Below are 13322 nucleotides of genomic sequence, written 5' to 3' on the forward strand. Positions count from 1 at the left end.
TCCGAAGGTGCCGTCGATGCTCGATGCGGTCGTGGTGGGTGCGGGGCCGAACGGACTGACGGCCGCCGTGGAGCTGGCCCGCCGGGGCTTCTCCGTGGCCGTGTTCGAGGCCCGTGACACGGTGGGCGGGGGATCGCGCACCGAGGAGCTGACCCTGCCCGGATTCCGGCACGACCCCTGTGCGGCGGCGCATCCGCTCGGGATCAATTCCCCCGCCTTCCGCGCGATGCCCCTGGAGCGGTACGGCCTGGAGTGGCTGCACGCGCAGCTCCCCATGGCGCACCCGTTCCCGGACGGCTCGGCGGCGGTGCTCGCCCGCTCCGTCGCCGAGACGGCGGCCTCCTTCGGGCCGCGGGACGCGGGCGCCTACCGCAGGCTCGTCGCGCCGTTCCTGAGCAAGTGGGACACCCTGGCGCACGACTTCATGTCGCTGCCGCTGACCGCGCTGCCCCGGGACCCCGTCACCCTCGCCCGCTTCGGTCTGGCCGGGCTGCCGCCGTCGACCTGGCTGATGCGCCGCTTCCGCGACGAGCGGGCCAGGGCGCTGTTCGCCGGTCTGGTGGCGCACGTCATGGCGCCGCTGGAGGGAATCGGCACGGGCGCGGTCGGCCTGGTCTTCGCGCTCGCCGCGCACGCCCGGGGATGGCCCGTCGCGCGCGGCGGCTCCCAGTCCATCGCGGACGCGCTCACCGCCTACCTGAAGGACCTCGGCGGCACGGTCCACACCGACTACGAGGTCAAGCGCCTGGACGACCTGCCTCCCGCTCGGGCGTACGTCTTCGACACCTCACCCAAGGCCCTGGCCCGCATCGCGGGCTTCGGGCGGTATTACGAGGGCTACCGGTACGGAGCGGGCGCCTTCAAGATCGACTACGCGCTGGACGGGCCCGTGCCCTGGACCGCCGAGCAGGCCCGCGTCGCCGGGACGGTCCAGGTCGGGGCGAGCCGGGCGGAGATCGGCACCGCGCTGCGGGCGGCCTCGCGCGAGGGCCGGGCGCCCGACGTGCCGTTCCTGATCACGGTGCAGCCGAGCGTCGTGGACCCCTCCCGCGCCCCCGAGGGCAAGCAGGTCTTCTGGGCCTACGGCCATGTCCCGAACGGCTGGACCGGAGACCTCACCGACGCGATCGAGCGCCAGCTCGAACGGTTCGCGCCGGGCTTCCGCGACCGCGTCCTGGCCCGCGCGACCGCCGGACCCCCCGTCCTCGCCGCCCGCAACGCCAACTACGTGGGCGGTGACATCGCCTGCGGCGCCGCCTCAGGACTCCAGCTCATGCTGCGCCCCAGACTGTCCCCGTCCCCGTACGGCACCCCGCACCCCGCCGTGTTCCTGTGCTCCTCCGCCACCCCGCCCGGTCCCGGAGTGCACGGGATGTCGGGACACAACGCGGCGAAGGCCGTCTGGAGGAGGCTGAGAGAGTCATGACCACGATCACGCTGGTGCAGGGCGACATCACCCGGCAGAGCGTCGACGCCGTCGTCAACGCGGCGAACTCCTCGCTGCTCGGCGGCGGAGGCGTCGACGGAGCCATCCACCGCCGCGGCGGTCCGGCCATCCTCGCCGAGTGCCGCGAGCTGCGCGCCGGCCACTACGGCAAGGGCCTGCCGACCGGCCGGGCGATCGCCACGACCGCGGGCGACCTCGACGCCCGCTGGGTGATCCACACCGTGGGCCCCCGCTACTCCCCGGAGGACGACCGCTCGGAGCTGCTGGCGTCCTGCTACCGGGAGTCGCTGAAGGCCGCCGACGAGCTCGGAGCCAGGACGGTCGCCTTCCCCGCCGTCTCCGCGGGCATCTACGGCTGGCCGATGGACGACGCGGCACGCATCGCGGTGGAGACCGTCCGGGCCGTCGAGACCGCTGTCGAGGAGGTCCGCTTCGTTCTCTTCGACGAGCGGGCGTACGACGCGTTCGCCGGGCAACTGCGATGAGGTGCCGGACGCCCGGGGCCGCGGGCTGAGCGGACCGGCGCGCCGGGCTCTCCCCGCGGGCACCGGGGCCGGTCCTTCGTGCGTTCGGGGCGCTCCTGGGCACCGTCCGAGGCGCCGGGCCTGCCGCTTCCGGCGGGTCGGCGGGCGGCGTCCTGCGTGCGGGCCGGCCGTATCGCCCGTCACAGGGGCAGTTCGACCACCAGGGGCCGGTGGTCCGAGACGGGGGTGCTCGGCGCGTGCGCTCCGGTGGCCGCGCCCGCCGCGATCCCGCCCGCCAGCACATGGTCGAGCTGGAGGAAGGGACGGTGCGCCGGGTAGGTGGGTGTACGGGCCAGATCCCGCCAGCCGCGCGGCGTCGGAGGGGTGCCACCGGGCCCCCTCCGGCTGCCGCGGACCGGTCCGGCGGGGCCGAGGACCGTCCGCGGAAGGGCGCCGGGCAGATTGAAGTCGCCGAGAAGCACCCGGGGTCCGGGCAGGTCGGCGATCCAGGCGCGGACGGCGCGCAACTGGAGCACGTTCCAGCCGGGCACGAACGACAGATGCAGCGCCACGACGGTGAACGGCCCCCGGCTTCCCTCCAGCACGGCGGCCAGCGCGGCCCGCGGCTGGTCCCTGGACATGGTGAGTCCCCGGCGGCCGGGTGTCCGCAGCGGCATGGGGACCGGTGCCGGCGCCAGTCGGCGTGCTCTCCAGTGCCGTACGGGCAGCCGGGACAGCAGGGCGATGCCGTGCGAGGGGACGCCGTCGCCAGCCTGGGCCTCGCGCGGCCCGTACACCCGCAGACCGGGTACGGACGGTTCCGGGACCCAGCCGCCGCCCGGCTTCGCCGTGCCGTGGAAGGCGGACGCGTAGCGCCAGTGCGGCGCGCCCGACCCCGCGGCCGCGGCGGACGCCTGGTCCACCCCGCCCGAGCGTTCCTGCAGCCGGTCCACTTCCTGGAGTGCCACCACGTCGGCGTCCAGTGACGCGACGGCCTCCACGAGAGGCAGCTCCGGGCCGCCCGCGGTCCGGACGGACACGGGTCTGCCGTCCACCAACGTCCGTCCGTGCAGCACGTTGAACGTCGCGAACCGCACCCGTCCGGAGCGCGGGGCACCCGGATCAGCCGTCTCGGAAGGTGTCATGACCGCGACCGTACCCGCCGGCACCGCCGAAGGGTGGCCGGTCCTTCCGGCGGGGCGGGCGCGGTCGGCGGTGGCGCGGGTCATCGGCGGGGCGGCGCCGTCGGCCCGGTGGGGTCACCGGCGGGCGAAGGCGCCGGCGCGCCGGGTCACAGACCGGGCCGCGTCACAGACCGGGCAGGGTCTGTGACAACAGGCGCAGCAGGTCGCTCGTGGCGTCGGCCGCGCCCAGCGCGGGCAGGGCGCCGAGCGCGAGCACGGCCGCGCCGACGGACCGCACGACGGGCGGGGGAGCGGTCTGCAGGGCCGCGATGCGGCGGGTGACGGCGTGCTCGGAGAAGTGCAGGGCGCATCGGGTGCGGGCGCGCTGGGAGACGAGGGCGGCGCGGGCCAGCGCGCGGGCCGTCGTGTTCCGGTCGCCGACGCTGCTCGCGGCCTCCTCGTCGGCCCACCGTTCCAGCAGGAAGACGACGGTGTCGCGGACGGGCACGAGCAGCGGGTTCGCCGCCGCGGCCAGGGCCACGGCGGTCGACAGCGCCGCGTGGCGGTGCGTCAGGTGAGCGCGCTCGTGGGCGAGCAGAACCCGTCGTTCGGCGGGCTCCAGCGCGCCGAGCATCGAGGCCGTGACCAGGATCCGGCCCGGCTTGCCGGGGATCGCGAAGGCGTGCGGGGTCGGCGAGGCGGCGACGACGAGTTCGCTGTCCGGTGGGTGCCCCTCGCAGAGCCTGAGCAGGACCCTGCGGGTCGCGTTGTGCGCGCGTACGACATGAAGGAGCCGGTGGGCGATCACGGCGAGGGCGGCCACGGCCAGCACGGCGACGGTCTCCGGAACGGGCTCGGGCAGTACCCGGCCCTCCTCGCCCGCCTCGGCGATCACCTCGGGAGCCTGGTTGATCAGCGTGACCCCGAGCAGCAGCAGCGCCCAGGTGGACGCGGCCGCGGTCAGCGCGGCGGCCGCGACCAGGACGCGGGCGGCCAGCGCGGGCGACACCCGCCTGCCGACCAGCGGGGCGACCGAGGTCAGGAGCAGCGCGAGGACGAGGGGAACGTAGACGTCGATTCTCACGGCCCGTTCCCTCCCAGGAGATCGCGCAGGGCTTCCTCCTCCTGGCGGCTGAGCCCGGTGACGAACTGCTGGAGGGCCGCGATCGGGTCGGGTCCGCGGTCGAGCGCCTCGTGCATGGCCTCCGCCGTCAGCTCGGCCGCGTTCTTGGCGGGGCGGTACGCGCCGCGCCGGCCGTCAACGTCCCGGAGCACAAGCCCCTTGTCGTACAGACGTTTCAGGATGGTGTGCACGGTGTTGTAGGCGAGGCCGCCACCGATCTCGGCCTGGATCTCGGCGGGCGTCAGGGCGTCGTCGGTGGCCCACAGGGCGGCGAGGACCTCGCTCTCCAGCTCGCCCGCGCTGCGCCGTTCCGCCCTTCCGTGGGGACCTGTGCCAGCCATGCCCGTCACCTTACAGCGCGTAGTCGACCCCGGATCGGTGCCGGTCCGGGGTGTGGACAGGGGTGTGGACCAGGGATGCGCGAGGTCGCGTACCGGCCCGGGTGTCCCCCGCGTGCCTGTCGTGTTCGGCGGCTTCTTCCGGTGGGCGGTAGTTTGTCCGTGATTCCCCGGCTCCCGGCCTCACCCTACGCCTTGTAGGGTGAGGAAACCCTACAGCGTGTAGGGCTGAAGGGTGGACGATGGCCAAGACCCAGAACGTCCCGCTCATCGGCGTCCGGCGGCCCGGACCGCCGGACGGGACGGCCCGGGTGTCCCGGAGGCCCGGTGACCTGGGCCTGCTCGCGCTGGTCGCGGCCGCCTTCGCCCTGGCCCAACTGGTCCTCGTGCACCCGGACATGGGCCTCGGCTGGGACGAGACCGTGTACACCAGCCAGGTCTCCCCGCATGCCCCCGCGGCATTCTTCAGCGCGCCACGGGCCCGCGGAATCTCCCTGCTCGTCGCTCCGGTGGCCTCCTGGTCCTCCTCCACCACCCTGCTGCGGATCTACCTCGCCCTGCTCTCCGGGCTCGGCCTGTTCGTGGCCCTGCGCGTCTGGCGCGGACTCTTCCCGGCGCGGGTCCTCGCCTTGGCGGGCGCCCTGTTCGCGACGCTCTGGGTGACCGTCTTCTACGGCCCGCAGGTCATGCCCAACTACTGGGTGGCGATCGGCGCCCTGGCCTGCGTCGGGTGCTTCGTCCGGGCCCAGGCGGGCGGCCGCGACCGGGCGGCCCTGTGGGGGACCGGACTGAGCGCCGCCCTCATGGCGTGGATGCGGCCCCCCGACGCGGTCTGGGTGATCCTGCCGCTCCTCGTCATCACCGTCGCGGCCCCCAGGTGGCGGCGGGTCCGGCCGCTGCTCGCGCTCGTCGCGGGTCTGTCGGCCGGAGCGGCCGAGTGGATCATCGAGGCCTACGTGAGCTACGGCGGCCTGGGGCAGCGGCTCGCCGACGGGTCGCGCATCCAGGGCGGCCTCGGCTGGAACATCGCGGTCGGCGACCAGATGCGCAGCCTCGGCGGACGCGTGCTGTGCCGGCCCTGCTCCGGCGGGATGCCGGACCCCTCGGTGATGGTGTGGTGGTTCGTCCTGCCGCTGATCGCCGCCCTCGGCCTGGTGATCGCCGTGCGCTCCCGTCGCCCGGCACCCACCCTGGTGCTCCTGGCCTGTGCCACGACGGCCGGGATCCCCTACCTCCTCATGATCGGATACGCGGCGCCGCGCTTCCTGCTGCCCCTCTACGCCCTCGTCGCGATCCCCGCCGCCGACGCGCTCGTCCACCTGGTCACCGCCCCCGGCGGTCGGTGGCGGCCGGTGGCCGTGACACTGGTGGCCCTCGCCCTCGCCGCGCATCTGGTCACACAGTTTGCGGTGCTGCAGTCCACGGTGCGGCGCACCGCCGACAGTCACCGGGGCTGGGCGGTGACGGCGGCGGAACTGCACCGGCTCGGAGTGCGGCCGCCCTGCGCGCTGGCCGGTCATCTGTCCGTCCCCATCGCCTTCTACGCCGGCTGCGCCTCGGTGGCGACCGACGGGCACAACGCCAACACCACCGCGGCCGACATCGCGCGTTCCGTCCGGCGCATGCCGGTCGCCGTCGTCGCGACCCCGGGCGGCTCGCCTCCCGGGTACGCCCGCGCCTGGGCACTCCACCGCGCCGGCGCCGTCGACATCTACGTCTCTCCGGGAGCGGGGAGCCCTACGCCGTGACGCCTCGGCCGAAGCAGCTCTCACCGGCGGACGAGAGCGGGCTGTCCGCTGCCCCAGGGGTGTCGCCGCCCGAGGTGGTGGGTGCTCCGGCGCGGGGCTCGGCGCCCTGGAGCGGGTCTCCCGGCGGTGCGCCCGCGTCGGTCGCGGGGTCCGGGGCGGCGGTCGGCGACCCGGGGACGCCACGGCCCGAGCGGGTGTGCGGTCCGCCCGAGCCGGTGTGCGGGCTGCCCGCGGGTGACACCGACCCGGGCGGTTCGGTGTCACCCGCGGGCGGCGGCCGGTGGGTGACCGTCGGGCGGCGGCTCGCCGGGCGGGACGGGCGGGTGGGGTGGCACGCCGGGCTTTCGCTGACCGTGCTGGTGTGCGCCGGGTTCCTCGCCCACCGGCACTGGCCGATGATCGCGGCGGGCGCCGGTCGGCTGGCCCACGCCGACCGGGGCTGGCTGCTGGTGGCCGCCGCCGCCACCCTCGCGACCTGGGTGTGCTCCGCACTCGCCCAGCAGGGCGCGGTGACGGAGCCGCTGCCCGCCGGGCGGCTGGTGGCGGTGCAGTTCGCGGCCGCCGCCGCCAACCATGTGCTGCCCTCGGGCCTCGGCGCGGGGGCGGTCAATCTGCGCTTCCTGACCCGGTGCGGACTGCCCCTCGCCCGTTCCGCGACCGCGCTCGCGGTCAAGGCCTGCGCCGGAACCGTCGTACGCGGCTGTCTGATCGGCGGACTCGCCGTGGCCTGTCCCGGCGCGCTGCGTCTCCCCGGACCGACGGCGAGCACCTGGACCGTGGCCGCCTGGACGGCCGGTGTCGTGGTCGCCGCCTCGGCCGCGGTCCTCTTCGCCGGACCGCTGCGGCGGGCGCTGCGCCGCGTGCTCCTGGACGTCCGCGCCGTGCACGAACTCCCCGCGCGGGCCGCCGCGCTGTGGGGCGGCTCGCTGGCCTTCGCCGCGCTGCACGCCACGGTGGTCATCGCCGTGGCCCAGGCCGTCGGCCTGCCGCTGTCCCCGGCCCGGGTGGCCCTCGTCTACCTCGCCGCCAGCAGTGCCGCCGTCCTGCTGCCCACCCCGGGCGGCCTCGGCTCCCTGGACGCCGCCCTCGTGCTGGCCCTCACGCTCGCGGGAGCGCCGGGCGAGGCGGCGGCGTCCACGGTGATCGGCTACCGGCTGCTCACCGTCTGGCTCCCCCTGCTCCCCGGCCTGGTGGCACTGGGCGTGCTGATCCGCCGCCGGGTGCTGTGAACGGCACCCCAGGGGCCCGGCCCGGGGGCGTACGGCGGTCAGGATGCGTTCAGGCTTCCGCTGACAGCCTCGGGCCTCATGAGCTACGAGACAACAGAGACCGACGGGACTCCCGAGGCCTACGGCCGCCGCTCCGGCGCCCAGGACACCCATGGGCGCCGCGTGCGCTGGAACAAGGTGCCCGAAGTCACCGCGTACTTCTGGATCATCAAGGTGCTGTGCACGACGGTCGGCGAGACCGCCGCCGACCTCCTGAACGAGAAGCTGGGCCTCGGTCTGACCGGTGTCTCCCTGCTGATGAGCGGACTGCTGGCGGTCGTCCTCGTGGTCCAGTTCCGGACCAGGAGCTACCGGGCGGGCGTGTACTGGCTCGCGGTGGCGCTGATCAGCGTCGTGGGGACGCTGATCAGCGACAACCTGACCGACAACCTGGGCGTGCCGCTGGAGACCAGCACCGCCGTCTTCGCCGTCGCCCTCGCCGTGACGTTCTTCGTCTGGTACCGCCGTGAGGGCACGCTGTCCATCCACAGCGTCGACACGCTCGCCCGCGAGGCCTACTACTGGCTGGCGGTCCTGTTCACGTTCGCCCTCGGCACCGCGGCCGGTGACCTGGTCGCCGAGCGCATGGCCCTCGGGTACTGGGTCTCCGCCGTGCTGTTCGCCCTCGCGATCGCCGCGGTCGCCGTCGCGCACTTCGCCCTCGGCCTGAACGCCGTGCTCAGCTTCTGGATCGCGTACATCCTGACCCGTCCGCTGGGCGCGTCGATCGGTGACTACCTCTCGCAGCCGACCGGCGACGGCGGTCTGGGCTTCGGCACCGTCGTCACCAGCGTGCTGTTCCTGGCCGTCATCCTCGGGCTGGTCGTGTACCTCTCGATCACCCGCCGCGACGTGGCCGGCGCCGACCGGTCCACCCTCCGGGCGGGCTGACCGGGGAGTGCCCGCGACGCGGCGCGTGGTCGGACTCCCGTCGGGCTCTCACCCCGACGGGAGTCCGACCACGAAGGTCGCGCCCACGGCGCCCGACTCCTCGTGATGGACCTCGCCGCCGGCGGAGCGGGCCAGGCGTCGCGCGAGCGGCAGACCGAGGCCCGCTCCGCCGTGTCCGTCCCCGGGATCGGCGCGGCGCCCCGGCAGGAAGAGCTGCGGCGCGAACGACGCCGGTACGCCCGGTCCGTCGTCGCCGACCTCCACCCGGACGCCGCCGGGCCCCGCTCCCGCCCGGATCGCGACCCGGGAGCGGGCGTGCCGCAGCGCGTTGTCGAGCAGCGGACTGACGATGCGCTCCAGCAGGGCGTCCGGAACCCCGGCCACCAGACCGCCTTCCGGGCCCCGGACGGTGATCTCCACGTCCGGCCGGGCCGTCGCGGCCCGGTCCGCGAGCCGGCGCAGCACGGACACGACCTCACCGGCGCCCGGCAGGGCGGCGGCGCTGTCACGGGCGTCGTCGAGCAGCGTGTCGCAGATCGTGCGCATGGAACCGGCCGCGTCCGCCACGGCCTCGTGCGCGGCCCGGGTCTCCTCGGCCGACCGTGGCCGGGACCGCAGCCAGTCGAGCTCGGCGATGATCCGGGCGAGCGGATTGCGCAGTTCGTGCGACAGCTCCCGGGTGAGCTGCCGCTCATGGCGCAGCAGGGCCCGGATGCGGTCCAGGAGCGCGTCCAGCGACTCGCCCAGCCGGGCGAGTTCGTCGGGTCGGGCGACGCTCCCGAAGCGTTCCTCGGAGGCCACGGCGCTCCACCGGGTGGCCTCGTCGGTCATGGTGCGTACGGGGCGCAGGGCACGCCCCACGGCGAGGCGCGTCAGCGCGTACGTGCAGGCGAGCATGACGGCGTCCAGCGCGAGCGACGCGAACAGCAGGGTGTCGGCCGAACTGCGGTAGGGGGACAGGTCGAGGGCGGTGACGACGGCCGCGTCGGCGCTGTCTCCCGGCACCGGCCGCGCGCACAGGCGGACCGGGCCGTGCGCGCGGGAGGTGAGGCAGCCGGTTCCGCCCCGGGCCGCGAGGGCGCCGGCCGCGCGGGTGAGCGGGCCCGCGGCGGTGGCCGTCGGCGGTCTCTCCAGGAGCCGCCCGCCCGCGTAGATCCACACGTTCGCGTCGAGCAGTTCCTCGCCCGGAGTCTCCAGGAGACGCACCCGGGCGCCGCTGGTGTCGACCGTCGCGGCGACGGCGGTGGCCCGGGTGCGCAGTTCGTCGTCCGCCTGGTGCTGGAGGTGCTGTCGTACGACGGTGTTGAACGCCACCGTGAGAATCACCATCAGCAGGGTGGCGGTGGTCAGCGCGACCAGCGAGAGCCGGCCCCGAAGGGTTCCCGGTGCCCAGCGCGCGGCGCGTGTCCGCCAGGGCACGGCGCGTGCCCCGGAATCCGCCGCCGGCCTCGGCCGCGTGTTCGGGGGACCGTCTTTCATGAGAGCCGGTGTCCGATGCCCCGGGCGGTCGTGACCGTCAGCTCGCTGCCGCCGTCCCGGAGCTTGCGGCGCAGCCGGGTCAGATACTGGTCGAGGGTGTTGTCGCTGACCCGCGCCCCCTCCGGCCAGCCGGCCCGGGTCAGCTCCCGCCGGCCGACGATCGCCCCGGACGCCGCGATGAGCGCCGCCAGCAGACGGAACTCCGTCGGGGTCAGCGCGACGCGGCTGCCGCGCACGGTCAGGCTGTGCGCGACGGGATCCAGCACCAGGTCGCCCGCGGTGCCGGACGGCACCGGTCCGGCGCGCTTGAGGGCGGCCCGCAGCCGGGCCGCCAGCTCCGTCAGATGGAACGGCTTGGGCAGGTAGTCGTCGCCTCCGGCCGCGAAGCCGGCCAGCCGGTCGGTGAGGTGGTGGTGGGCCGTAAGGAAGATCACGGGGGAGAGGAAGCCGCCCGCCCGGATCGCCTGGCACACGTCCCGTCCGTCGGCGTCGGGCAGGCCGACGTCGAGGACGGCCGCGTCGATGCCGTCCCCGGCCAGCCGCAGCGCGGTCGCGCCGTCCTGTGCCGGCACGGTGTCGAAGCCCTCGTCCCGCAGTCCGCGCCGCAGGACGTCACGCAGCGCGTGGTCGTCCTCGACGACCAGGATCCGCCGGCGCATACGGCCCGCTCACCCGCTCTTCGCGAGACGGGGAGCGAGGAGCAGGACTCCGAGCCGCGACGCGGTGAGCGGGTGTCCCGACACATCGGGCAGCCTGCGCAGGGCGGCCACCATCGTCATCGCGACCAGCGTGCCGACGAGCAGACCGGCCGCCACGTCGTGCGGATAGTGCGCGCCCACCCAGACCCGGGAGGCGGCCATCACGCCGGCGGCCACGACGGCGACGGTGCCGACGCGGCGCGCGACGAGGAACAGGGCCACGGCCGCGGCGGCGGCGATCGCCGCGTGGTTGCTCGGGAACGACCAGTCGCCGTGGGCCGGGCACGCCTCCAGCGTCGCCACCCGCAGGCTCTGACAGGGCCGGTCCTCGCGCACCAGCAGCTTCACACCGAGATCCACCCCGTACGCCACGACCACGACGACGGGCACGGCGAGCGCGACCAGCGCCGCCCCGGGGCTCTCGCGCCGGGCACGCCACCAGGCCACCACCATCAGCACGGCGAACAGGCCGAGCCCGTACGTCGACCAGAAGGCCACCAGGTCGTCGAGCCATGCGGGGGAGTCCCGCGCGAGATCGGTCACGTACCCGTAGGCGGAGCCGTCGATCGAGGATCCGTCGAATGCCAGGATCATCCCTGGACCTCCTCCTTTCCTGCGGCGCCCCGCCGGCGCGAGCGGTACAGCTCGACGGCGAGGGGGGCCAGGGACACCAGCACGATCACCGCGATGACCGGGAGCAGATAGTGGTCGACGTTCGGGATCGAGGAGCCCAGCGCGTACCCGGCGAGGGTGAGGCCGAGGCTCCAGACGAGGCCGCCGGCCACCTGCCACACGGTGAAGGTCCGCATCGGCACGCCCAGGGCGCCCGCCATCGGGTTCAGCACCGTACGCACGACGGGGACGAAGCGGGCCAGCACGATCGCCTTGGCGTGGCCGTACCGCTCCAGGAGTTCCTCGGCCCGGTGCGCGCCCGACGCGAGCCGGGGGGAGGAACCGCGGGCGAGCAGCGCGCCGCCCGCCTTCCGTCCGATCAGATAGCCCGTCTGGGCGCCGACCAGCGCGCCCACGGCCGCGGCGATCAGCAGCGGGGGGAGTGACAGCTTCAGGCCGTTCTGCCCCGACCCGGTGCACAGGAGGCCCGCCGTGAACAGCAGGGAGTCACCGGGGAGGAAGAAGCCGATCAGCAGGCCGGTCTCCGCGAACATCACCACGCCCACGCCCAGCACACCGAACGCGGCGAGCAGGGACTGCGCGCTGAGAATATTCACGGCGAGGTCGGACGCCGTGAACAAGGATGCGGCCATCGTCGCGGACCCTCTCATACTGGAAGGGGCAGGCACGGTCGAAACCCGTGCCCGACTGACTACAATTGTGTAGACGGTCTACTGAACTGTAGACGATGGTGGGGTGAGGATCGTTCCCATGAGCAGGGACAAGGACGAACGCCGGCCGGCCGGCGAGCTGGAGGCCGGCGTGATGGCGGCGCTGTGGGCCGCGGGCGTACCGCTCACGCCGGGACGCGTCCAGGCCGAGCTGGACTCCGGTCTGGCCCGTACGACCGTGACGACGATCCTGTCCCGGCTGCACGAGAAGGGCATTGTCGGCCGCGAGCGGCTGGGCCGGGGCTACGCGTATTTCCCCGTCCAGGACCCGCACGGCCTCACCGCGCGCCGCATGCACAGCGAACTCGACCGGGACGACGACAGGGGGACCGCGCTGGCCCGCTTCGTCGCCCAGCTCAGCCCCGACGACGAGCGGCTCCTGCGGGACCTGCTGGAGCCGGATCTCGGCACGCGTCCGGAACCGGGTGCCGGATGATCCTGCTCCTGGTTCCCCTGCTGGTCCCCTTCGCGCTCGGACCGCTGGCCCGCCGCTGCCTCGACCGGTTCGGCCCGGTGGCCGCGCTGTGGTCGGTGACCCTCGCGCTCGTCGTGCTGGCCGGAGCCTCCGTGGCCGCGCTGGGCGCGCTCGTCCTGACGGGCCTGCTCAAGGTGCCGCTCCTCGCCGGCCTCGGTGACCTCGTCCACCCACTGCGTACGGCCTCGGACCTCGTCGTCCTGCCCGCGGCCGCCGCCGCGACGGGTGTGCTCACCGTCGGCGCGTGGACCGTCGTCCGCTCGGCCCTGCGCCAGGTCCGCGCCTTCCGCACCGCGCGCAGCCAGGCCGACCGCCGCCCCGCCGCCGGAGACCTGTGCGTCATCGAGTCGCCGCACCCCGACGCGTACGCGCTCCCGGGCCGGCCGCACCGCATCGTCGTCACCACCGCGATGCTGCGCAGCCTCGGCGCCGACGAGCGCGAGGTCCTCTTCGCCCATGAGCGGGCCCACAACGCGGGCGGCCACCACCGCTTCCTCGTCGTGGCCGAACTCGCGGCCCACTGCCACCCGGGGCTGCGCGCGGTCCGCGCGACCGTCGCGCTCGCGGCGGAGCGCGCCGCGGACGAGGCCGCGGCCGCCGTCGTGGGGGACCGGCGGCTGACCGCGCGGGCCATCGCCCGGGCCGCCCTGGCCGTCGGCGAGGCCCGCTCCGAACGCCCCGGCTTCGCCCCCGCGGCCACCACGGGTCCCGTACCCCAGCGGGTCGCCGCCCTGCTCTCCGTCCCGCGGCGCCGCCCCCGGGCCGCCGCCTGGATCGCCGTCCTGCTCGCCGCCTGCGCCGCCGTCTCGGCCGGGGCGTCGGGGGCGGGCGTCGTCGCGTTCCACCACGAGGTGGAGGTCGCGCAGGGCGAGGAGACCCGCTGACCGGGTTCCGTCCGCGCGTGTCCGTACAGGCCGCGGCGGG

At 75.0% G+C, this 13322-nt stretch carries 14 protein-coding genes; 7 read left to right on the plus strand and 7 right to left on the minus strand.

Annotated elements, in window-relative coordinates; genetic code table 11:
• The first annotated feature begins 16 nt into the window (after positions 1 to 16).
• Both ACIQ7M_RS01205 and ACIQ7M_RS01210 read left to right on the plus strand, forming a co-directional pair.
• Positions 17 to 1426 (plus strand): phytoene desaturase family protein, encoded by a 1410-nt coding sequence (locus ACIQ7M_RS01205; RefSeq protein WP_386986986.1) that lies wholly within the window; start codon positions 17 to 19, stop codon positions 1424 to 1426.
• A complete protein-coding gene (locus ACIQ7M_RS01210; protein WP_403638525.1) occupies positions 1423 to 1932 on the plus strand; it encodes an O-acetyl-ADP-ribose deacetylase in 510 nt (169 codons plus the stop codon). The genes ACIQ7M_RS01205 and ACIQ7M_RS01210 overlap by 4 nt, the downstream gene beginning before the upstream one ends.
• A 179-nt stretch (positions 1933 to 2111) precedes the next feature.
• Here ACIQ7M_RS01210 and ACIQ7M_RS01215 read toward each other — a convergent pair whose 3' ends face one another.
• From ACIQ7M_RS01215 to ACIQ7M_RS01225, 3 genes are all read right to left on the minus strand, one after another.
• Entirely contained in the window at positions 2112 to 3056 is a 945-nt protein-coding gene (locus ACIQ7M_RS01215; RefSeq protein WP_403638527.1) for an endonuclease/exonuclease/phosphatase family protein, read from the minus strand.
• A 163-nt stretch (positions 3057 to 3219) separates the two neighbouring features.
• Positions 3220 to 4119 carry a M48 family metalloprotease gene (locus ACIQ7M_RS01220; protein WP_403638529.1) on the minus strand — a complete coding sequence of 300 codons (900 nt, stop codon included), beginning with the start codon at positions 4117 to 4119 and terminating at the stop codon, positions 3220 to 3222.
• Positions 4116 to 4499, minus strand: coding sequence for a BlaI/MecI/CopY family transcriptional regulator (locus tag ACIQ7M_RS01225; protein WP_355764440.1), 384 nt, complete (start codon positions 4497 to 4499; stop codon positions 4116 to 4118). The genes ACIQ7M_RS01220 and ACIQ7M_RS01225 overlap by 4 nt, the downstream gene beginning before the upstream one ends.
• A 239-nt stretch (positions 4500 to 4738) precedes the next feature.
• Here ACIQ7M_RS01225 and ACIQ7M_RS01230 point away from each other — a divergent pair, with 239 nt between their 5' ends.
• The 3 genes from ACIQ7M_RS01230 to ACIQ7M_RS01240 all read left to right on the plus strand — a co-directional run bounded on the left by ACIQ7M_RS01230 (position 4739) and on the right by ACIQ7M_RS01240 (position 8403).
• Positions 4739 to 6244 carry a hypothetical protein gene (locus ACIQ7M_RS01230; protein ID WP_403638531.1) on the plus strand — a complete coding sequence of 502 codons (1506 nt, stop codon included), beginning with the start codon at positions 4739 to 4741 and terminating at the stop codon, positions 6242 to 6244.
• A gap of 284 nt (positions 6245 to 6528) precedes the next feature.
• Positions 6529 to 7473 (plus strand): YbhN family protein, encoded by a 945-nt coding sequence (locus ACIQ7M_RS01235; RefSeq protein WP_403639217.1) that lies wholly within the window; start codon positions 6529 to 6531, stop codon positions 7471 to 7473.
• Between the two features lie 78 nt (positions 7474 to 7551).
• Positions 7552 to 8403 (plus strand): hypothetical protein, encoded by an 852-nt coding sequence (locus ACIQ7M_RS01240; protein WP_403638534.1) that lies wholly within the window; start codon positions 7552 to 7554, stop codon positions 8401 to 8403.
• A gap of 48 nt (positions 8404 to 8451) precedes the next feature.
• On the opposite strand, the gene ACIQ7M_RS01245 is transcribed toward ACIQ7M_RS01240, so the two are convergent.
• The 4 genes from ACIQ7M_RS01245 to ACIQ7M_RS01260 are packed head-to-tail and all read right to left on the minus strand — an operon-like array spanning position 8452 to position 11845.
• Complete coding sequence (locus tag ACIQ7M_RS01245; protein ID WP_403638535.1) at positions 8452 to 9822, minus strand: sensor histidine kinase; 1371 nt, start codon at positions 9820 to 9822, stop codon at positions 8452 to 8454.
• Between the two features lie 56 nt (positions 9823 to 9878).
• Complete coding sequence (locus ACIQ7M_RS01250) at positions 9879 to 10541, minus strand: response regulator transcription factor (RefSeq protein ID WP_386986289.1); 663 nt, start codon at positions 10539 to 10541, stop codon at positions 9879 to 9881.
• Between the two features lie 9 nt (positions 10542 to 10550).
• Complete coding sequence (locus tag ACIQ7M_RS01255) at positions 10551 to 11174, minus strand: phosphatase PAP2 family protein (RefSeq protein WP_403638537.1); 624 nt, start codon at positions 11172 to 11174, stop codon at positions 10551 to 10553.
• Positions 11171 to 11845: a DedA family protein gene (locus ACIQ7M_RS01260; RefSeq protein ID WP_386986283.1), complete on the minus strand. Its 675-nt coding sequence runs from the start codon at positions 11843 to 11845 to the stop codon at positions 11171 to 11173. Before ACIQ7M_RS01260 ends, ACIQ7M_RS01255 begins: the two co-directional genes overlap by 4 nt.
• 118 nt (positions 11846 to 11963) lie before the next feature.
• Here ACIQ7M_RS01260 and ACIQ7M_RS01265 point away from each other — a divergent pair, with 118 nt between their 5' ends.
• Together ACIQ7M_RS01265 and ACIQ7M_RS01270 are read left to right on the plus strand one after the other, a co-directional pair.
• On the plus strand, positions 11964 to 12359 hold the full coding sequence (locus ACIQ7M_RS01265) for a BlaI/MecI/CopY family transcriptional regulator (RefSeq protein WP_355767017.1): 396 nt from the start codon (positions 11964 to 11966) through the stop codon (positions 12357 to 12359).
• Positions 12356 to 13282, plus strand: coding sequence for a M48 family metalloprotease (locus tag ACIQ7M_RS01270; protein ID WP_386986279.1), 927 nt, complete (start codon positions 12356 to 12358; stop codon positions 13280 to 13282). Before ACIQ7M_RS01265 ends, ACIQ7M_RS01270 begins: the two co-directional genes overlap by 4 nt.
• Positions 13283 to 13322 lie beyond the last annotated feature (40 nt).

This window comes from Streptomyces sp. NPDC096324 (assembly GCF_044763015.1).
GTDB lineage: Bacteria > Actinomycetota > Actinomycetes > Streptomycetales > Streptomycetaceae > Streptomyces.

Excerpts from the sequence above, each read along its gene's own strand:
- ACIQ7M_RS01205 (WP_386986986.1), top strand. The coding sequence starts at position 17 with ATGCTCGATGCGGTCGTGGTGGGTGCGGGGCCGAACGGACTGACGGCC.
- ACIQ7M_RS01255 (WP_403638537.1), bottom strand. The coding sequence starts at position 11,174 with ATGATCCTGGCATTCGACGGATCCTCGATCGACGGCTCCGCCTACGGG.
- ACIQ7M_RS01270 (WP_386986279.1), top strand. The coding sequence starts at position 12,356 with ATGATCCTGCTCCTGGTTCCCCTGCTGGTCCCCTTCGCGCTCGGACCG.
- ACIQ7M_RS01260 (WP_386986283.1), bottom strand. The coding sequence starts at position 11,845 with ATGGCCGCATCCTTGTTCACGGCGTCCGACCTCGCCGTGAATATTCTC.
- ACIQ7M_RS01230 (WP_403638531.1), top strand. The coding sequence starts at position 4,739 with ATGGCCAAGACCCAGAACGTCCCGCTCATCGGCGTCCGGCGGCCCGGA.
- ACIQ7M_RS01240 (WP_403638534.1), top strand. The coding sequence starts at position 7,552 with ATGAGCTACGAGACAACAGAGACCGACGGGACTCCCGAGGCCTACGGC.
- ACIQ7M_RS01225 (WP_355764440.1), bottom strand. The coding sequence starts at position 4,499 with ATGGCTGGCACAGGTCCCCACGGAAGGGCGGAACGGCGCAGCGCGGGC.
- ACIQ7M_RS01210 (WP_403638525.1), top strand. The coding sequence starts at position 1,423 with ATGACCACGATCACGCTGGTGCAGGGCGACATCACCCGGCAGAGCGTC.
- ACIQ7M_RS01250 (WP_386986289.1), bottom strand. The coding sequence starts at position 10,541 with ATGCGCCGGCGGATCCTGGTCGTCGAGGACGACCACGCGCTGCGTGAC.
- ACIQ7M_RS01215 (WP_403638527.1), bottom strand. The coding sequence starts at position 3,056 with ATGACACCTTCCGAGACGGCTGATCCGGGTGCCCCGCGCTCCGGACGG.
- ACIQ7M_RS01265 (WP_355767017.1), top strand. The coding sequence starts at position 11,964 with ATGAGCAGGGACAAGGACGAACGCCGGCCGGCCGGCGAGCTGGAGGCC.